The sequence below is a fragment of the Streptomyces sp. NPDC047130 genome (assembly GCF_040643475.1).
GTDB lineage: Bacteria > Actinomycetota > Actinomycetes > Streptomycetales > Streptomycetaceae > Streptomyces.
In genome coordinates this window covers 433,729-452,795 of record NZ_JBEYUK010000002.1, presented here as the reverse complement: position 1 = coordinate 452,795, position 19,067 = coordinate 433,729, and the positions used below count along the sequence as shown (strand labels likewise).

Genomic DNA, 19,067 nt, shown 5'->3' with positions numbered 1-19,067 from the left:
CAGGAGGAGACGCCATGACCGAGCTGGTTCTGCCGCCGGACGAGGCGCTGATCGCCGGGCACTGGAGGACCGGGGCGGGCGCGGCCACCGAGGTCGTCGACCCGGCGACCGGCCGGGTGCTGACCACGCTGCACGCCGCCTCCCCCGAGGACGTGGACGCCGCGGCGCGGGGCGCCGCCCGGGCCGCGGCGGACCCCGCCTGGCGTGACCTCGCCCCGCACCTGAGGGCCCGCTTCCTGCACCGGATCGCCGAGCTGATCGACGCCGACGCGGACCGCCTGTCGGCGATCCAGACCGCCGACACCGGCAAGACCCGCGCCGAGACCCGCGCCCTGGCGGCCAGCGCCGCCGGCACCTTCCGGTACGCCGCCGCGCTGCTGGAGACCGCGGAGGACGCCGTCACCCCCTCGCGCGGCGCCTACGTCACCGTCACCACGCACGAGCCGATCGGCGTGGTCGGCGCGATCGCCCCGTGGAACTCGCCGATCGCCTCCGACGCGCAGAAGATCGCCCCCGCCCTCGCGGCCGGCAACGGCGTGCTGCTCAAGCCCGCCGACTGGACGCCGCTGACCTCGCTGGCCCTCGGCCGGCTGATCACCGACAGCGGGCTGCCGGAAGGGCTGGTCTCCGTGCTGCCGGGCCGGGGCAGCGTGGTCGGCGACGCGATCGTCAGGCACCCGCTGGTCGGCAAGGTCACCTTCACCGGCGGCACCGCCACCGGCCGGGGCGTGGCGCACGCGGCGGCGGAGAAGCTGATCCCCGTCTCGCTGGAACTCGGCGGCAAGTCGCCCACCGTGGTGCTGGAGGACGCCGACGTCGAACAGGCCCTGGCGGGCGTGATGTACGGGATCTTCTCCTCCAGCGGGCAGTCCTGCATCGCCGGTTCGCGGCTCTTCGTGGCGCGGGCGGTCTACGACGAGTTCGTGGGCCAACTGGTCGAGCGGACGCGGAAGCTGCGCGTCGGGCCCGGCACCGACCCGGACACCCAGGTCGCGCCGATGGTGCACCGCAGGCACCGCGACCAGGTCGCCGCCTACGTCGACCTCGCCCGCGAGGAGGGCGCCCGGGTGCTGTGCGGGGGAGCCGTGCCGGAGGGCGAACGGTACGCCCGGGGGGCGTACTACCTGCCCACCGTCCTCGACGGCCTGCCCGCCGACGCCCGGACCTGCCAGGAGGAGATCTTCGGCCCGGTGCTGGTCTGCCTGCCGTTCGACGACGAGGAGGACCTGGTCCGCCAGGCCAACTCCACCGTCTACGGCCTGGCCTGCGGCATCTGGACCCGCGACCTGGCCCGCGCCTGGCGGATCGCCCGCCGGATCGAGGCCGGCACGGTCTGGATCAACACCTACAAGCAGTTCAGCTCCAGCACCCCCTTCACCGGGTGGAAGGAGAGCGGGCTCGGCAGCGAGAAGGGCCGCGACTGGCTGCGCGGCTACCAGCGGGAGAAGTCGCTGTACTTCGGCACCGACCCCGCCCCGCTGCCCTGGGCCTCCTGACCGGCCCCCCGGTTCCTTCCTCCGCCCCCGCCCGCGCCCGTACCACCCCGTTCGACGATCAGACGATCAGACCCAGGAGAGACGGCATGTCCGAGACGGCCCTCCAGCGGCCCCCCGTCGCGCGGCTGCGCAAGCTGCGCGCCGTGGAGCTCCTCGTCCCGACGCTCACCGAGTCCGCGGACTTCTACTCAGAGGTCTGGGGCCTGGAGACCGTCGACGCCGACACCGACGCCGCCTGGCTGCGCGGTACCGGCGAGGAGCACCACGTGCTGCGGCTGAGCCGCGCCGACCGGGTCGGCCTCGGCCGGATCGCGTTCGCCGTGGGCTCCCCGGCGGAGGTCGACGAGGCGGCCCGGCGGCTGCTCGCCCGCTCCATCGTGCCGGTGCACGGCCCCGGCCCGCTGGAGCAGGCGGGCGGCGGGTACGGCGTGCGGTTCACCGACCCTGAGGGGCGGCTGATCGAGATCAGCGCCCTGGTCGAGGCGGTCCCGGAGCGCGGCCGGCAGGCGGCGGTGCCGGTCGGCGTCACCCACACCGTGCTCAACACCACCGACATCGACGCCGCCGTCGCCTTCTACTGCGACGTGCTCGGCATGCGGGTCTCCGACTGGTCCGAGCACCAGATGGCGTTCCTGCGGGTCAACGCCGACCACCACTGCATCGCCTTCAACCAGGCCGAGTGGACCTCGCTCAACCACGTCGCCTACGAGATGGACTCCGTCGACCACTTCATGCGCGGCCTCGGCCGGCTGCGGCACCACGGCATCACGCCGAAGTGGGGTCCGGGCCGCCACGGGCCCGGCGACAACACCTTCTCCTACTTCACCGACCCGGCCGGGCTGGTCTGCGAGTACACCTCCGAGGTCGCGCAGATCGTCGAGGACCGGTGGATCGCCAGGGTGTGGCGGCGGGTGCCCGAGCTGTCCGACACCTGGGGCACCGCGGGCCCGCCGAGCAAGGAGATCCGCTGCCACATGGCGGGCACGCCCGACCCCGGGCCGCTCGCCCCGCCCGTCGACGCCGTCGTGGCGCCGGCCGCGGACGAGACCTCCGGGGTGACCGCGTGAGCGCCGCGCGGCCGACCGTGCTGCGGATCGGCGTGGTCGGCTGGGGCGCCATCGGCCGGGTGGTCGGCACCGCCCTGGCCGCGGGCGAGGTGCCGGGCGCCGAGCTCACCCGCGTGATCGACAACCGGCCCCGGCCCGAGGCCGCCGCCCCGCAGTGCCCGATCACCGAGGCGCTGGAGGTCTGCGACCTGATCGTCGAGGCGGCCGGACAGGGCTTCGTCCGCGAGTGGGGCGCGCGGATCCTCGCCTCCGGCACCGACCTGCTGGTGGCCTCCACCGGCGCCCTCACCGACGACGCCCTCGCCGCGGAACTCCACGCGGCCGGCCCCGGCCGGGTCTACTTCACCGGCGGCGCGGTCGGCGGCCTGGACCTGCTCCAGGCGGTCCGCGGCCTCGGCGAGCTGACCGAGGTGCGGCTCACCACCACCAAGCTGCCGGCCACCCTCGAACAGCCGTGGATGGACGAGGAGTTGCTGGGGCGGATGCGCGGCGCCGACGGGCCGGTGGAGGTCATGTGCGCCACCGCCCGCGAGGTCCCGGCCCGGTTCCCGCGCTCCACCAACGTGGCCGCCTCGGTGGCCCTCGCGGTGGGCGACCCGGACAAGGTCGAGGTGCGGGTGATCGCCGACCCGGCCGCCACCCTCACCCGGCACCTCGTGGAGGCGTCCGGCCCACACGGCCACTACCGCTTCGAGGTCAACCACGCCCCCGACCCGGCCAACCCCGCCACCAGCCAGGTCGTCCCGCACGCCGTGCTGCGCGGCATCGGCGCCCTCACCGGACGGAAGGGACAGATCCTGTGACCCCGACGACCCCGACCCCGACCCCGACCCCGACCCCGGTCCCGGTCCCGGCCCCGGTCCCGGCCCCGACGGGGGCACCGGCGGCGACGGCGGCGGCAGCAGCGACGTCGCGGACGCCGGTGCACGTCGAGGAGGCCGGAGAGGCCGGACCGCTGGTGCTCTGCCTGCACGGCATCGGCTCCTCCTCCGCCTCCTTCGCCGCCCAGCTCGCCGGCCTCGCCCCGGTCGCCCGGGTGGTCGCCTGGGACGCCCCCGGCTACGGCAGGTCACCCGACCCCGAAGGCCCGTTGACGCTCGACGACTACGCGGACACCGCGGCCCGGCTGATCGCCGAACGCGGCGGCAGCGCCCACGTCGTCGGCGTCTCCTGGGGCGGCGTGATCGCGATGCGGCTCGCCGTGCGCCACCCCGACCTGGTCGCCAGCCTGGTGATCGCCGACTCCACCCGGGGCTCCGGCACCGACGCCGGGAAGGCCGCCGCCATGCGGGAACGCGGCGCGCAGCTCGCCGAGGCCGGACCGCGCGCCTTCGCCGAACAGCGCGCCCCGCGGCTGCTCTCGCCCGGCGCCACGCCCGAACAGGTGCGCAGGGCCGTGGACATCATGGCCGACGCGATCCGCCTCCCCGGCTACGCCCACGCCGCCGAGTCCATGGCCGCCACCGACCTCACCGACGAGCTGGAGCGGATCACCGCGCCCGCCCTGGTGCTGTGCGGCGAGGACGACCGGATCACCGGCATCGCGGAGAGCCAGGTCATCGCCGGGGCGATGCGGCGCGGCGTCTTCGTGATCATGTCCGACGCCGGCCACCTGGCCAACCAGGAGCAGCCCGCCGCCTTCAACGACTGGGTCCGGGCCCACCTCCGGATCGCCGCCCGGCTCCCCGAGTCCGACTGACCACCACCCCACACCCACCGAGACAGGAGCAGTCATGCCTCTCACCACCACCGAGTACGACAACGGCGGAGACCTGGCCGAGTACACCGACCGGCTCATCGCGACCAAGGACTCCCGCGAGCCCGACTGGGGCACCCTCTCCTTCCAGGAGAAGGCCGGCCCGCAGTACAAGCGCGCGCAGATCCGCTACGTCGGCTCCGGCGCCACCGGCAACCACGAGAACGACTCCCGGATCCTCCCGTCCGGCGGCTTCACCTTCTCCAACATGCTGCTGCCCCCGGGCGCCGAGGGGCCCGCCCACACCCACCACGACGTCGAGGAGGCCTTCTTCGTCCTGGAGGGCCAGGTCCGCGTCGGCATCCACCGCGGCCCCGACGAGGTCGAGTACCGCACCCTCGGCTACCGCGACATGATCGTCGTCCCGGCCGGCGTGACCCGCTCGCTGAAGAACGAGGGCGACACCGACGCCCTGTTCTGCGTGATCATCGGCACGCAGAAGCCGCAGGTGCCGACCTACCCGGAGTACTCCCCGCTGTACGGCGTCACCCGTGACTGAGCGGCGCACCGTCGTCGTCACCGGCGCCGGCCGTGGCCTCGGACTGGCCACGGCCCGCCGGGCCGGCGAGGACGGGTTCCGCGTCGTCGTCGCCGAACTCCTCGCCGAGCGGGGCGAGAAGGCCGTCGCGGAACTGCGCGGCGAGGGCCTGGAGGCCGAGTTCGTCCGCTGCGACGTCGCCGACCCGGCGTCGGTGGCGGAGATGGCCGCCGAGGTGCGGGACCTGACCGGCGGGACGCTGTACGGCCTGGTCAACAACGCGGGCCTGGCGGACGCCGTGGGCGGCCGGTACTTCCACGAGATCGAGGTCGAGGACTTCGACCGGATCATGACGGTCAACGCCCGCGGCCCCTGGCTGGTCGCCCGCGCGCTGCTCCCGCTGATGCTGGCCAACGGCACCGGCCGCATCGTCAACGTCGCCTCGGACGCCGCCCTGTACGGCTCGCCGCGGCTCGCGCACTACATCTCCTCCAAGGGCGCGCTGATCGCCCTCACCCGGGCGATGGCCCGCGAGACCGGCGACCACGGGATCACCGTCAACGCCGTCGCCCCCGGACTCACCGAGAGCGAGTCCACCGAGCGGATCCCCGCGGAACGGCACGAGCTGTACCGGCTCAACCGGGCCGTCTCCCGCCCCCAGCGGCCGGACGACCTCACCGGACCCATCGCCTTCCTGCTCTCCGAGGAGTCCCGCTACCTCACCGGCCAGACCGTCGCCGTCAACGGCGGCTTCACGATGCACTGACCCCTCCGCACCGATCCCCTCCGCACCGATCCCCCTCCAGGAGACAGCACGATGGATCTCGGACTCACCGGCCGCACGGTGCTGGTCACCGGCGGAAGCTCCGGCGTCGGCCTCGCCACCGTCCGGATGCTGCTCGACGAGGGCGCCCAGGTCGCCACCTGCGGCCGGCGGGCCGAGGCCCTGGAGCGGATCGGCGCCCACGCACGCCTCCACACCGCCGTCTGCGACGTCCGCGACGCCGACGCCGTCACCCGCATGGTCGACGGCGTGCGGGAACGCTTCGGCGGACTGGACGGCCTCGTCAACAACGCCGGGCAGTCCCGGATGAAGCCGTTCGCCGAGTGCACCACCGAGGACTGGCGCGACGAGCTGGAGCTCAAGTTCGACGGCGTCCTCAACCCGCTCAAGGCGGCGCTGCCCCTGCTGCGGCGCTCCGACGCGGCCGCCGTCGTCAACATCAACGCGGTGCTGGCCAAGGAGCCCTCGCCGCGCCTGATCACCACCAGCGCCGCCCGCGCCGGCATCCTCAACCTCTCCAAGTCGCTCTCCCGGGAACTCGCCCCCGACGGCGTCCGGGTCAACTCGGTCTGCCTCGGCCTGATCGACACCGGCCAGTGGGAACGCCGGTACACGGCCTCCGGGACGGACCGGACGTACGACGAGTGGCAGTCCTCCCTCGCCGCCGACCGGGGCATCGCGCTCGGCCGCCTCGGCCGCGCCGAGGAGGTCGCCTACGCCGTCACCGGACTGCTCTCCCCGCGCGCCTCCTACATCACCGGCATCAGCGTCGACGTCTGCGGCGGCATCAGCCACGCCGCCTGAGCACCCTCCCAGGAGCCCACCATGACCACCCCCAACGGCGGCGACCTGCTGGTCGCCACGCTCCGCGCGCTGGGCGTCGACACCGTCTTCGGCATCGTCAGCGTGCACAACCTGCCGCTGGTCGAGGCCGTCGACCGCGACCTCAGGTTCGTGCCCGTGCGGCACGAGGCGAGCGCCGTCAACGCCGCCGACGCCTACGGCCGGGCCCGCGGCACCCTCGGCTGCGCGCTCACCTCCACCGGCACCGGCGCGGGCAACGCGGCCGGCTCGCTGATCGAGGCCCTCTCCGCCGGCGCCTCGGTCCTCCACGTCACCGGCCAGATCGACAGCGAGTACCTCGGCCAGGGCCGCGGCTTCATCCACGAGACCAAGGACCAGCTCGGCATGCTGACCGCGGTCTCGGCGTACGCCGCCACCGTCACCGACGCCGCCGACGCCGGCCGGATCCTGCGCGAGGCCGCGGCCGCCGCGCTCGCCGCGCCCGGCGGCCCCGCCAGCGTCGAGTGGCCCATCGACCTGCAGTACGCCCCCCAGACCCCGGCGGACCAGGACGGCGTCCTCACCGGAGCGAAGACCGCCCCGGTGCCGTCCGCCGCCCGACTCGACGCCGCCGCGGCCCTGCTGGCCACCGCGCGTCGTCCCCTGGTGTGGGCCGGAGGAGGGGCGGCCCGTGCGGGGGCCGAGCTCTCCGCGATCCTGGACACCCTGGGGGCGGGCCTGCTCACCTCCAACTCCGGACGCGGCGCCGTTCCCGAGGACGACCCCAGGGTCGTCGGGAACTTCGCCTCCGGCCCCACCGGGCGCGCCCTGCTCGACGAGGCGGACGTCCTCCTCACCGTCGGCACCCACTTCCGCTCCAACGAGACCTCCGACTACCGCCTCCGGATCCCCGAGGCGCACGTCCAGATCGACATCGACCCCGCCGCCCTCGGCCGGACCTACCCCGCCGCGCACGCCCTGCACGGCGACGCCGCCCAGGTGCTGGGCGCCCTCGCCGAACGCCTCGCCGGCCGGGACCGGAACACCGAACCCGGCTGGGGCGAACGGGTCCGCGAGGCCCGGGAGAGCGCCCGGGCCGCCCTCCGCGACGGCATCGGCCCGCAGGCCGCGATCCTCGACGCGCTCACCGCCGCCCTGCCGCGCCGCGCCGTGATCGCCCGCGACGTCACCATCCCGTCGTCCAGCTGGGGCAACCGCCTGCTGCCGATCCACGACCCGCGCGACAACGTCTTCCCGCGCGGCGGCGGCATCGGCCAGGGCCTCGGCATGGGCATCGGCGCCGCCCTCGCCCACCCCGAGCGGCCCACCGTGGTCATCGCCGGCGACGGCGGCCTCGCCGTGCACCTCGGCGAACTCCTCACCCTGGCGCAGGAGAGGCCCCGCCTCACCCTGATCGTCTTCAACGACGGCGGGTACGGCGTGCTCCGCAACATGCAGGACGCGCACTTCGACCGCCGCTCCGGCGTCGACCTCGCCACCCCCGACTTCGGGCTGCTGGCCCGCGCCGCCGGGCTGCCCTACGCCCGGATCGCCTCCGAGGCCGACGCCGGGCCGGTGATCAAGGAGGCCGTCGACAGCGCCGGCCCCACCCTGGTCGAGGTCGACCTCACGGCCCTCGGCCCGATGAAGAACCCGTTCACCCCGCCGGTCTCCATCCCCGGCCAGAACCAGTAGAAGGAGGACGGCCGTGAACGCCACCCCGCAGGAGACACGGATCGACCTTCTGGTGCACCGGATGACCTGGGAGGCCGACGACGTGCTGTCGGTCGACCTGGTCCACCCCGAGGGCAAGCCCCTCCCGGCCTGGACCCCCGGCGCCCACATCGACGTCCACCTGGGCGGCCTGATCCGCCAGTACAGCCTCTGCGGCGACCCCGCCGACACCGGCCGCTACCGGATCGGCGTGCTCAGGGAACCGTCCTCGCGCGGCGGCTCGTCCCACGTGCACGCCGCGCTGCGCCCCGGGCAGACGGTCACCGTCAAGGGCCCGCGCAACCACTTCGCCCTGGACGACGCCCCCGCGTACCTCTTCGTGGCCGGCGGCATCGGCATCACCCCGGTCCTCGCCCAGGCCCGCGAGGCCGCGGCCCGCGGGCGGAAGTGGAAGCTCTGGCACGGCGGGCGGTCGCGGGCCTCCATGGCCTTCGGCGCCGAACTCGCCCAACTCGCCGCCCGCGGCGGCACGGTGACCCTCCACCCGCAGGACGAGCACGGCCACCTCGACCTGCCGGCCATCCTCGCCGAGGCCGGCCCGGACACCCTCGTCTACTGCTGCGGCCCCGAACCGCTGCTCGCCGCGATCGAGGCCGCCTGCGAGGAACGCGGCCTGCGCGACCGGCTGCGCCTGGAGCGGTTCGCCGCGGTGAAGGCGCCCGCGCCGGAGGGCGGCGAGAACTCCTTCGAGGTCAGCTGCGCCCGCAGCGGCGTCACCGTCCCGGTGGGCGCCGACGAGTCGATCGTCGACGCCCTGGAGAAGGCCGGCGTCGCCGTGGAGACCTCCTGCCGCGACGGCATCTGCGGCACCTGCGAGACCCGCGTCCTCGACGGCAGGCCCGACCACCGGGACATGCTGCTCAGCTCCGACGAGCAGGCCGCCGGCGGCTCGATGATGATCTGCGTCTCCCGGTGCGCCTCCGCCCGCCTGGTGCTGGACCTCTGACTCCGCGCGACCCCGCGTGACCCCGCCCGAACCTGCTTGGACCCCCCGACTTCCGCCCCGTTCACCGGAGTTACCCATGACGACCCGTTATGTCGTGGTGCACCAGACCCGCACCCACGAGCCCACCGCGTACGAGCTCAAGCTGGCAGGCGCCCTCGAAGAGGTCTACGCCCGCCACGGCCACGGCCTCGCCGACGTGGTGGAGGGCCTCAACCGCAGCAGCGTGTACCCGCCGGACGGACAGCCCTGGACCGAGGAGTCGTTCCAGGCCGAGATGAAGCGCCTGGGAGCGTGACGACCATGCCGACGATGCCGACCGCGACTGTCGAGGAACTGGCCGAGCGGATCCACGCGACCGGCCTGCGCAACCAGTGGTACCCGATCCTGCCGTCCCACCACGTGGCCGCCGGCTCGATGCGGCGGGTGACCCGCTGGAACGAGCCCTGGCTGCTGTTCCGCCGCCCCTCCGGCGAGCTCCACATGATCGCCGACCGCTGCCCGCACCGCAGCGCGCCGCTCTCGCTCGGCCAGCACCTCGGCGACCGGGTGGCCTGCCTCTACCACGGGGTGCAGGTGGACGGCTCCGGCACCGTGGTCTCCGTGCCCGGCCTGCCCGGCTGCAACCTGGAGGGCAAGCAGCTCGTGCGCTCGCTGCCGGTCCAGGAGCACTGCGGGGCGATCTTCGCCTACTGGGGCGACGAGCAGCACCCCGAGCCGCCGGAGCTGGTCCTGCCCGACCGGCTCGCCGACCCGCAGACCGCGCACTTCCTCAACTACGCCGAGTGGGGCGCCCCGTGGCGCTTCTACGTCGACAACGTCCTCGACCCGATGCACGGCGCCTTCCTCCACGGCCACTCGCACTCCATGTCGGGCGGCGCGAAGTCGGCCCGGTTCCGCATCCGGGAGACCGGCCGCGGCTTCTTCTTCGAGAAGACCGACCAGGTCGGCGTGAACTTCGACTGGGTCGAGTTCGGCCGCACCGGTGTCGACTGGGTCGACCTGGAGATCCCCTACCAGCCCTACGCCGGGCCGGGCGGCGCCTTCGGCATCGTCGGCATGGTCGTGCCGGTCACCGACACCGAGTGCGCGGTCTTCCACTGGCGGACCCGCACGGTCCAGGGCTGGGAGCGCGACTCCTGGCGCTTCCTGTACCGGACGACCCTCGAGGCCCGCCACCACGAGGTGCTGGAGCAGGACCGGGTGATGCTGGAGGGCATGCCGGCCGACGGAGACGTGGGGGAGAACCTGTACCAGCACGACCTGGGCGTGGTGCGGATCCGGCGCCTCTACCGCGCCGAGGCCGCCCGCCAGGCCGAAGCCCTCCTCAACCCGGCCTGAGCCCGGCCTGAACCCTCCCCGGCCCCCGGAACCGCCTCTCGGCGGTTGCGGGGGCCGCGGCGTTGGGCGGGGGCCGAGGGTGCCGGTCAGTGGTCCTGGGCGTCGGCCAGGGAGCGTTCCAGCTTCTGGAGGAGGGCGGCGAGCTGGGTGCGCTCCTTGGGCTTGAGCGCCGCGAGCATGCGCCGCTCGTTGTCGAGGTGTTCGGCGAAGAGGCGGTCGATGAGCTGCAGGCCCGCCGGGGTGAGCCGGCAGTGCACCACGCGGCGGTCCTTGGTGTCCCGCTCGCGGACGATCAGGCCCTCGCCCTCCAGCCGGTCCAGCCGGAGCGTGACGCCCGCCGAGGAGACCAGGCTGGTGGCCGCCAGCTCCCCGGCGGTGAGCCGGTACGGCTCCCCCGAGCGCCGGAGCGCGGCCAGCACGTCGAAGCCCGCCAGCGACAGCCCCGCCGCGGCCACCGGCCGGTTCGTCTGCGCCTGGTAGAGCAGGAAGGAGCGGTGCAGCCGCCCCAGCACCTCGATCGGCGACGGGTCGAGGTCCGGCCGTTCGCGGTGCCACTCCTCGATGATGCGCGACACGGCGTCCGCGTCGGTCCCGTGAACCCTGCCGGCCACAGCGATCTCCTCCCGGTCTTCTTACCGGTGAAAAACTACTCCCTTAACGGACCCGCCGGGTACGCATCGGGCGCGCGAAGGGCCGGACGGTCCCGGCAACGGGACGTCCGGCCCTTCGCGCGCCGTGGGACGGCTCAGGCGTTGAGCTCCTCCAGGGTCTTCCCCTTGGTCTCCACCGCGAAGCAGGCGACGATCGCGCCCACGCCGGCCACCACCGCGAGCTGGACGAAGACCATGCGCAGGTCCGCCCCGGAGGCGATGATCGCGCCGACCGCGACCGGTCCGAGGATCACGCCCAGGCGGTTCCAGACGCCGCCGAACGCGGCGCCCTTGGCGCGGTTGCGCGTCGGGTACAGCTCCGGCGAGTACAGGTACAGCGAGGCGTTGATCACGAAGATGAAGAAGGTGGTGCAGGAGGCGAACAGCGCGACCTGCCCGCTGGAGGTGGCGCCCGCCACCGCCAGACCGGCCAGCGCCGCCGCCGTGCCGATCAGCGCGGTCAGCAGCAGCGGCTTGCGGCCGATGCGGTCGACCACCAGGGCGGCGATCAGCGTGCCGATCAGGCCGGTGGCGTTGCTGAGCAGCGAGTAGACCAGCGCCGTGGTGAGGTCCAGGCCGAACTGCTTGGTGTACAGCGACGGCAGCCAGGTCGAGATGCCGTGGTTGACGTAGTAGGCGACGAACCACATGGTCGACAGGATGGCGGTGCGGCGCAGGTAGCGGCCCTGGAAGATCTCCCGGAGCCGGCCCCGGGACTCCTCGGCGGCGACGTCCGGACCGGGCTTCGGCAGCGGCTCACCGGTCGCGACGGCGACCTCCTCCTCGATCCGGGAGAGGACCGCGTCGGCCTCCTCCAGACGGCCCTGGGAGGCCAGCCAGCGCGGCGACTCCGGCACCTTGCGGACCAGGACCAGCGCCAGCAGCACCGGCAGGCCGCCGATCAGGAACATCGCCTGCCAACCCAGGTTGGGCACCACCCACACGGCGGTCAGCGAGGCCGCGGAGAGGCCGGCCGGGAAGATCAGCTCGTAGAGCAGGACCAGCTTGCCGCGACTGTCGGAGCGGGCGATCTCGTTGATGTAGGTGGCCGCGATCGGGACCACGCCGCCGATGCCGATGCCCTGGAGGAAGCGGAACAGGGCGAACATCTCGATGTTGGGGGAGGCCGCCACCGCGATGCTGGCGAGGCCGGTGAGGAACACGCCGAGGGCGACCGTGCGCACCCGGCCGATGCGGTCACCGAGCCAGCCGGCGACGAACGCGCCCAGCAGCATGCCCACGGAGGCGGCCGTGACGGCGAAGGTGGCCTGGGCGGTGGACAGGTTCCAGTGCTCGGTCAGGACGGGCAGGGCGGAGGCGGCGAGCAGCTGGTCGAACGCCTCGAAGAAGGTGACGGCGCCGATCAGGAATCGGACCTTGACGTGCCAGCGGGAGTGCGGCAGCCGCTCCAGCCTCGCGGCGATGGAGCCGGCGCCCACCGCTTCTTTCGTTGCCACGGTCGTCATGGGAATCCTTCCGCGAACAAGCGGGAGTCAGCAGGGATGCGGCGACACTAGGACCGGTTATCTAAGGGGTCAATAATTTGGACCTGAATTAACCGCAGGGAAACGCAACGCTTTCGCATCGGCGCCGGGCGGCCGCCGGGATCGTCCGGCGGGCGCGCGGGCGCGCGGGCGCGCGGGCACGCGGGCAGCCCGGAGCGGCCTCCGGCCCGGGGTCGTCCGGGGCCGGAGGCGGTGACCACCCACCGGTGGGGTGGCGCGGGGTGTCGTGAGGCGGAACGGCGTCAGCCGGTCAGCCGGCCGCCGGGGCCGCCTCGCGCAGGGCGCGGAAGACCCGCTCGGGGGTCAGCGGCAGGGTGGTCACCCGGGCGCCGGTGGCGTCCTGGACGGCGTTGGCGATGGCGGCGGCGATCGGCACCATGGTGCCCTCACCGGCCCCCTTGGCGCCGAACGGCCCGGGCCCGTGCCCTTGTTCCTGGGAGACGGAGACGAACGAGGCGGGCAGGTCCTCGGCCATCGGCACCCGGTAGTCGAGGGCCTCGCCGTTGACCAGGACGCCGTCCTCGTAGCGCATCTCCTCGAACAGCGCCTGGCCGTAGCCCATCAGCGCGGCGCCCTCCTCCTGACCGCGGACCACCAGCTTGTTCGCCGCCCGGCCCACGTCGCCGGAGGCGACCAGCTTCAGCACCGTCACCGCCCCGGTCTCCGGATCCACCTCCACCTCGGCGCCGGCCCAGCCGATCTCCCAGAAGACGCAGGGCGCCTCCAGCGGGGCGTCGTGCGAGTTGGGCGCCTTGAAGAAGCCGTCGCCGCTGAACTCGAAGCCGGTGCCGCCGAAGACCGCGGCGATCATCGGCGGCAGGGGGTGGACCGTGTCGCCGAGCCGTACGCCCCAGTCGACGAGTTCCAGGTCGTCCGGGGCGCAGTCCAGCCGTCCGGCGGCGAACTCCAGGACGCGGTCGCGGGCCCGCTCGGCGGCGAGCTGCACCGCCCGGCCCATCACCGTCATGCCCGAGGAGGCGTTGGTGCCCTGGTCGAAGGGCGAGGTGTCGGTGGAGACCGGGGCGTAGGAGACCCGCTCCGGCGGCAGCCCCAGCACCTCCGCGGCGACCAGGCAGAGGGCCGTGGAGATGCCCTGGCCGATCTCCACCGAGCCGCTGGAGACGATGACCTGCCCGGTGGCGTTGATCTTCACCCGGGCCTGCGCCGGCTTGTTGACGCCGCCGCCGTCCTTGAAGCCGACGGCCAGCCCCATGCCGCGGTTCGGCGCCGCGTCCCGCCCGTGGTACCCGAGCTCCGCGGCGACCAGGTCCAGCCCTTCGACCAGGTCGCTGTCGATGCCGCTCTCGCCCGGCATGAACGGCTCGCCCAGCGCCCGCAGGTTCTTCACCCGCAGCTCGTAGGGGTCCATGCCGAGCCGCCGGGCGATCATGTCGATCTGGCTCTCGCTCGCCCAGGTCGCCTGGGTCGCGCCGAAGCCGCGGAACGGCCCGGCCGGCGTCGTCGAGGTCATCACGCAGGCGCAGGAGGAGCGGACGTGCTCCCACCGGTAGGGCCCCGGTATGCGGTACCCGGCCTTCTCGGCGACCAGCGGACTGCCGTCGGTGTACGCCCCCGCGTCGAGCAGCACCTCGCTCTCCCGGGCGAGGAGGACGCCGTCGGCCGTCAGCCCGGTGCGGACCTTCATCACCGCGGCGTGCTGGCTGAGCGTGAGGAAGCCCTCCTCGGTGGTCAGGCAGTAGCGCACCGGCCTGCCGGTCAGCCGGGACAGCAGGATCGCCACCGGTTCCGTCTTGCAGTTGTGCTTGGAGCCGAAACCGCCGCCCACGAACGGCACGTTGACCCGCACCGAGGACTCCTCGACCCGGAACACCCGGGCGATCTCCTTGCGCAGCGGGAACGGGTTCTGGGTGGAGGTCCACACCTCGATCCCGTCGCCGCGCGCGTCGGCCACGGTGACGAAGGGCTCGAGGTGGAAGTGGTTCATCCGGGAGAAGACGAAGGTGTCCTCGAAGACGTGGTCGCAGCGCTCCCAGACGTCCTCGGAGCCGGTCTCGTACCGGAACTCGTAGCAGACGTTCGGCCGCGGCCACAGCTCGGCGGAGGCGCCGGCACCGTACGGGGGCACGACGCCGCGCGGCTTGTCGCCCGGGAACAGCTCCGGCGCGCCCCCGGCCAGCGCCGACTCCACGTCGGGGACGGCGTCCAGCACCTCGTACTCGACGTCGATCAGCGCCAGCGCCCGGAGCGCCGCCGCCTCGTCCTCCGCCGCCACCGCGGCCACCGGGTCGCCGGCGTAGCGCACCCGGTCGGTGGCGACGACCGGCTGGTCCTTGATGAAGTAGCCGTAGACGGCGTCCAGTCCGTCCAGGTCGTCGCGGGTGATCACCGCGTGCACGCCGGGCACCGCGCGGGCCCGGGCGGCGTCCACCCGGAGCAGCCGCGCGTGGGCGTGCGGGCTGCGCAGCACCTTGGCGTGCAGCATCCCGGGCAGGGTGACGTCCGCGGTGTACCGGGCCGCGCCGGTGACCTTGAGCTTCGCGTCCTTGCGCGGCGCGGTGGAGCCGAAGGCGCCCGTCCGCCCGCCGACAACCTCGGTCACGCTTCCTCCCGGATCAGCTCGGCGGCCCGGCGGACCGAGTCGACGATCATCTGGTAGCCGGTGCACCGGCAGATGTTGGAGGAGATCCACTCGCGGATCCGCTCCTCGGTGGGGTCGGGGTCCTCGCGCAGCAGCGCGGTGGTCAGCATCACCATGCCCGGTGTGCAGTAGCCGCACTGGAAGCCGCCGCGCTCGGCGAACGCCCGCTGCACCGGGCCGGGTTCGCCGCCCTCCAACTGCCCGGCGACGGTCTCCACCGAGCAGCCGTCCACGCTGAAGGCGAAGACGCTGCAGGAGGCGGTGGGCACGCCGTCGATCAGCGTGGTGCACGCGCCGCAGACGCCGCGCTCGCAGGAGGCCTTGACGCCCGTGTTGCCCATCCGCCCGCGCAGCAGGTCCAGCAGCACGGTGTGCGCGGGTATCTCCTCGCGGCGGCGGCGGCCGTCGACCTCGACGTCGACGGTGATGCGGTGGACGGCGCTCCGGTCGGTGGCGGTGCTCGGGTCGGGGTGGGCGCTCCGGTCGGTGGCGGTGCTCGGGTCGGGGTGGGCGTTCCGGTCGGTGGCGGTGCTCGGGTCGGGGTGGGCGTTGCGGTCGAAGTCTGCGCTCCGGTCGGTGGCGGTGCTCACGCGGCCTCCTCCTGCTCCTGGGTACGGGCGTTCAGCAAGCGGCGCAGCAGCACCCCCGCCAGGTGGCGGCGGTAGTCGGCGCTCGCGGCGGCGTCGCCGAGGCTGTCCGGCAGCGTCGCGGCCGCGCGCGCCGGGTCCTCGCCGAGTGCCAGGCGGACGGTGTGCGGGCGGGTGTACTCCGAGCCCACCGTCAGCGTCACCTCCTCGCCCCGGACCGCCACCGCGGCGGTGGCCAGCGGGCGCATGGACCGCTCGTAGCCGAACCAGAGGCGCCCGGTGTCCGGCACGACGATCGAGGTCAGCAGGGCGCCGTGCGGTTCGGCACGGTCCCACAGGGCGGCCGGGTCCAGCTCCAGCGGGCCCTCGGCGGTGCGCAGGCGCAGACGGGCGCCGAGCGCCTGGAGCATGATCGACATCTCGTAGCGGGTGCGGCGGGCCATCAGGTTGCCGCCGATGGTCGCGCGCTGCCGGATCCGGTGGTTGGCGATCCGCCCCCAGGCGTCGGCGAAGGCCGGCAGCGCCGCGCGGACGACCGGGTCGTGCGCGCCGTCGTGGTGGGCGACGCCCGCGCCGATCTCCAGGGCGCCGTCGCGGGCCGAGGCGCCGGTGAGGCCGGCGACCCGTTCCAGGGAGACCAGGCTGTCGCAGCGCAGACCCTCGCGGAACCGCGCGAACAGGTCGCTGCAGCCCTGGGCGTAGACCGCGCCGGGCCGCGCCCCCTCGGCCACCGCCTCGTCGAGCGAACCGGGGCGGTGCAGGACGAAGGGGGCCAGGGAACGCTGGGTCGGCGCGACCAGGCCGTTGGGAAGCAGGAGCATGGGGCAGGGACCTCCAGCGACACGGCGACCGGAGGAGCGCCACCGCTACACAGAGTTATCTAATGCCTGAACAGTCGATTGCGAAGATGTCTAACACCCCCGCGGTGCGGGCCACAAGGGGTGTCTTCAAAACTGCTTAAGTGTTAAAACGCTCGGCATGGACGACCTGCTGATCCCGCTGCGCCGCTGGCACCGGGCCGGAACCGACTTCGCGGTGGCCCTCCTCGTCGACGCGCAGGGCAGCGCCCCACGGCGGCCGGGGGCCGCGATGGCCGTCGGCGCCGACGGGACGGTCGCCGGAAGCCTCTCCGGAGGATGCGTCGAGTCGGCGGTCCACGAGGAGGCACTCGCCGCGCTGGAGGACGGCACGCCCCGGCTGCACACCTACGGCGTCGCCGACGAGGACGCCTTCGCGGTGGGCCTGACCTGCGGCGGCACCCTGCGGGTGCTGGTGCGCGCCTACCGGGGCGAGGCGGAGCGGGCCGCGCTGGTGGCCGTCCTGGAGGCCGCCGACCGCGGGGAGGCCGTCGCGCTGGCCACCGTGGTGACCGTGGACGGCGCCCCGGACGGAACGCAGCTCGCGGTGCGTCCCGACGCCCCGCCGGACGGCGCTCCCGACGCGGACCCGGAGCTGCGGCGGGCGGTGGAGCAGGACGCGCGGGCCCTGCTGGCCCAGGGCGGGGACGCCCTGCGCCGGTACGGGGCCCGCGGCGAGCGGCGGCGCGAGGAGGTGACCGTCTTCGTGCGGACCTTCACCCCACCCCCGCGGATGCTGGTCTTCGGCGCCATCGACCACGCGGCGGCCACCGCCCGGATCGGCGCCTTCCTCGGCTACCGGGTCACCGTCTGCGACGCCCGGCCGGTCTTCGCCACCCCGGAGCGGTTCCCGATGGCCCACGAGGTGGTCCGGGCCTGGCCGTCGGAATACCTCGCCTCCACCCCGACCGACGCCCGCACCGTCGTCTGCGTGCTGACCCACGACCCCCGGTTCGACGTCCCGCTGCTGGTCGAGGCGCTGCGCACGCCCGCCGCGTACATCGGCGTGATGGGCAGCCGGCGGACCGCCGCCGAGCGGACCGAACGGCTGCGGGAGGCGGGCGTCGACGAGGCGGGGCTGCGGCGACTGGCCTCACCGATCGGACTCGACCTGGGAGCCGTCACCCCCGAGGAGACGGCGGTGTCCATCGCCGCGGAGATCGTCCGCACCCGCCGCGGCGGCACCGCCCTGCCGCTGACCGGGCTGGAGGGCCCCATCCACCGGGCGGCGCCCGACCGCCTTGCGGGGCCACGACGGCGGTGAGGGACAATGGGGGAATGTCCACGCCCGTGATGACCCCCTCGCAGACCCTGCGGATCGGTCCGCACACCGTCCAGCCGCCCGTGGTGCTCGCCCCCATGGCCGGCATCACCAACGCGCCCTTCCGCACCCTGTGCCGGGAGTTCAGCGGCGGCAAGGGCCTGTTCGTCAGCGAGATGATCACCACCCGGGCGCTGGTCGAGCGCAACGAGAAGACCATGCAGCTGATCCACTTCGACGCGAGCGAGAAGCCGCGGTCGATCCAGCTGTACGGCGTCGACCCGGTCACCGTCGGCAAGGCCGTGCGCATGATCGTCGACGAGGACCTCGCCGACCACATCGACCTGAACTTCGGCTGCCCGGTGCCCAAGGTCACCCGCAAGGGCGGCGGCTCCGCGCTGCCGTACAAGCGGAACCTGCTCCGGTCCATCCTGCGCGAGGCGGTCTCCGAGGCCGGGGCGCTGCCGGTCACCATGAAGATGCGCAAGGGCATCGACGACGACCACCTCACCTACCTGGACGCCGGCCGGATCGCCGTCGAGGAGGGCGTCACCGCCATCGCCCTGCACGGCCGCACCACCGCCCAGCACTACGGCGGCACCGCCGACTGGGACGCCATTGCGCGCCTCAAGGAGCACGTGCCGGAGATCCCGGTGCTGGGCAACGGCGACATCTGGTGCGCCGAGGACGCCCTGCGCATGGTCCGCGAGACCGGCTGCGACGGCGTGGTCGTCGGCCGCGGCTGCCTGGGCCGCCCGTGGCTCTTCGCCGACCTGGTCGCCGCCTTCGAGGGCCGCCCGGAGCGCACCGCGCCCACCCTGCGCGAGGTGGCCGACGCGATGGTCCGGCACGCCACGCTGCTCGGCGAGTGGATCGGCGACGAGGCCCGCGGCGTGATCGACTTCCGCAAGCACGTCGCCTGGTACCTCAAGGGGTTCGCGGTCGGCTCCGAGATGCGCAAGCGCCTGGCGGTCACGTCGTCGCTGGACGCCCTGCGCGCCGGGCTGGACGAACTGGACCTCGACCAGCCCTGGCCCGCCGGCGCCGACGGCCCGCGCGGCCGCACCTCCGGCAACAACCGGGTGGCCCTGCCGGACGGCTGGCTGGAGGACCCCTACGACTGCTCGGGCGTGACGGCGGACGCGGAGCTGGAGACCTCCGGCGGCTGACGGGGACCGCCCGCGGGCCGGCACGGCGCCCGGCCTTCGCGCGGGGGGGCCTGGCCT

At 74.0% G+C, this 19,067-nt stretch carries 18 protein-coding genes; 13 read left to right on the top strand and 5 right to left on the bottom strand.

Annotated features, from left to right (window positions below):
- Positions 1–14 precede the first annotated feature (14 nt).
- From ABZ836_RS04585 to ABZ836_RS04535, 11 genes are all read left to right on the top strand, one after another.
- Entirely contained in the window at positions 15–1,496 is a 1,482-nt protein-coding gene (locus ABZ836_RS04585) for an aldehyde dehydrogenase (RefSeq protein WP_361139172.1), read from the top strand.
- Between the two features lie 86 nt (positions 1,497–1,582).
- Positions 1,583–2,563, top strand: a complete 981-nt coding sequence (locus ABZ836_RS04580) for a VOC family protein (protein ID WP_361139169.1) — start codon at positions 1,583–1,585, stop codon at positions 2,561–2,563.
- Positions 2,560–3,366: an aspartate dehydrogenase domain-containing protein gene (locus ABZ836_RS04575; RefSeq protein WP_361139166.1), complete on the top strand. Its 807-nt coding sequence runs from the start codon at positions 2,560–2,562 to the stop codon at positions 3,364–3,366. Before ABZ836_RS04580 ends, ABZ836_RS04575 begins: the two co-directional genes overlap by 4 nt.
- Before the next feature lie 119 nt (positions 3,367–3,485).
- Positions 3,486–4,262: an alpha/beta fold hydrolase gene (locus ABZ836_RS04570; RefSeq protein ID WP_361139163.1), complete on the top strand. Its 777-nt coding sequence runs from the start codon at positions 3,486–3,488 to the stop codon at positions 4,260–4,262.
- Between the two features lie 34 nt (positions 4,263–4,296).
- Positions 4,297–4,818, top strand: a complete 522-nt coding sequence (locus ABZ836_RS04565; protein ID WP_356131415.1) for a cupin domain-containing protein — start codon at positions 4,297–4,299, stop codon at positions 4,816–4,818.
- Positions 4,811–5,563 carry an SDR family oxidoreductase gene (locus ABZ836_RS04560; RefSeq protein WP_361139160.1) on the top strand — a complete coding sequence of 251 codons (753 nt, stop codon included), beginning with the start codon at positions 4,811–4,813 and terminating at the stop codon, positions 5,561–5,563. The genes ABZ836_RS04565 and ABZ836_RS04560 overlap by 8 nt, the downstream gene beginning before the upstream one ends.
- A 51-nt stretch (positions 5,564–5,614) precedes the next feature.
- Positions 5,615–6,385 carry an SDR family oxidoreductase gene (locus ABZ836_RS04555; RefSeq protein ID WP_361139157.1) on the top strand — a complete coding sequence of 257 codons (771 nt, stop codon included), beginning with the start codon at positions 5,615–5,617 and terminating at the stop codon, positions 6,383–6,385.
- A gap of 21 nt (positions 6,386–6,406) precedes the next feature.
- Positions 6,407–8,059, top strand: coding sequence for a thiamine pyrophosphate-binding protein (locus tag ABZ836_RS04550; RefSeq protein ID WP_361139154.1), 1,653 nt, complete (start codon positions 6,407–6,409; stop codon positions 8,057–8,059).
- Between the two features lie 61 nt (positions 8,060–8,120).
- A complete protein-coding gene (locus ABZ836_RS04545; RefSeq protein ID WP_361139369.1) occupies positions 8,121–9,044 on the top strand; it encodes a PDR/VanB family oxidoreductase in 924 nt (307 codons plus the stop codon).
- A gap of 76 nt (positions 9,045–9,120) precedes the next feature.
- The gene (locus ABZ836_RS04540) at positions 9,121–9,339 is read left to right on the top strand and encodes a recombinase-like helix-turn-helix domain-containing protein (RefSeq protein ID WP_356131404.1); all 219 of its coding nucleotides are present in this window, start codon (positions 9,121–9,123) and stop codon (positions 9,337–9,339) included.
- 14 nt (positions 9,340–9,353) lie between these two features.
- Complete coding sequence (locus ABZ836_RS04535) at positions 9,354–10,382, top strand: Rieske 2Fe-2S domain-containing protein (RefSeq protein WP_356131402.1); 1,029 nt, start codon at positions 9,354–9,356, stop codon at positions 10,380–10,382.
- A gap of 86 nt (positions 10,383–10,468) precedes the next feature.
- Here the strand turns inward: ABZ836_RS04535 and ABZ836_RS04530 are convergent, their stop codons facing one another.
- The 5 genes from ABZ836_RS04530 to ABZ836_RS04510 all read right to left on the bottom strand — a co-directional run bounded on the left by ABZ836_RS04530 (position 10,469) and on the right by ABZ836_RS04510 (position 16,544).
- Positions 10,469–10,993, bottom strand: a complete 525-nt coding sequence (locus tag ABZ836_RS04530; protein ID WP_356131399.1) for a MarR family transcriptional regulator — start codon at positions 10,991–10,993, stop codon at positions 10,469–10,471.
- Positions 10,994–11,127: 134 nt separating this feature from the next.
- Entirely contained in the window at positions 11,128–12,498 is a 1,371-nt protein-coding gene (locus ABZ836_RS04525; RefSeq protein WP_356131396.1) for an MFS transporter, read from the bottom strand.
- Between the two features lie 289 nt (positions 12,499–12,787).
- Positions 12,788–15,097, bottom strand: coding sequence for a xanthine dehydrogenase family protein molybdopterin-binding subunit (locus ABZ836_RS04520; protein WP_356131394.1), 2,310 nt, complete (start codon positions 15,095–15,097; stop codon positions 12,788–12,790).
- A complete protein-coding gene (locus ABZ836_RS04515; RefSeq protein WP_361139148.1) occupies positions 15,094–15,726 on the bottom strand; it encodes a (2Fe-2S)-binding protein in 633 nt (210 codons plus the stop codon). The genes ABZ836_RS04520 and ABZ836_RS04515 overlap by 4 nt, the downstream gene beginning before the upstream one ends.
- Positions 15,723–16,544: an FAD binding domain-containing protein gene (locus tag ABZ836_RS04510; RefSeq protein WP_356131389.1), complete on the bottom strand. Its 822-nt coding sequence runs from the start codon at positions 16,542–16,544 to the stop codon at positions 15,723–15,725. Before ABZ836_RS04510 ends, ABZ836_RS04515 begins: the two co-directional genes overlap by 4 nt.
- A 157-nt stretch (positions 16,545–16,701) precedes the next feature.
- Here ABZ836_RS04510 and ABZ836_RS04505 point away from each other — a divergent pair, with 157 nt between their 5' ends.
- Positions 16,702–17,844 (top strand): XdhC/CoxI family protein, encoded by a 1,143-nt coding sequence (locus ABZ836_RS04505; RefSeq protein ID WP_361139145.1) that lies wholly within the window; start codon positions 16,702–16,704, stop codon positions 17,842–17,844.
- A gap of 14 nt (positions 17,845–17,858) precedes the next feature.
- A complete protein-coding gene (gene dusB / locus ABZ836_RS04500; protein WP_356131383.1) occupies positions 17,859–19,010 on the top strand; it encodes a tRNA dihydrouridine synthase DusB in 1,152 nt (383 codons plus the stop codon).
- Positions 19,011–19,067: the final 57 nt, after the last annotated feature.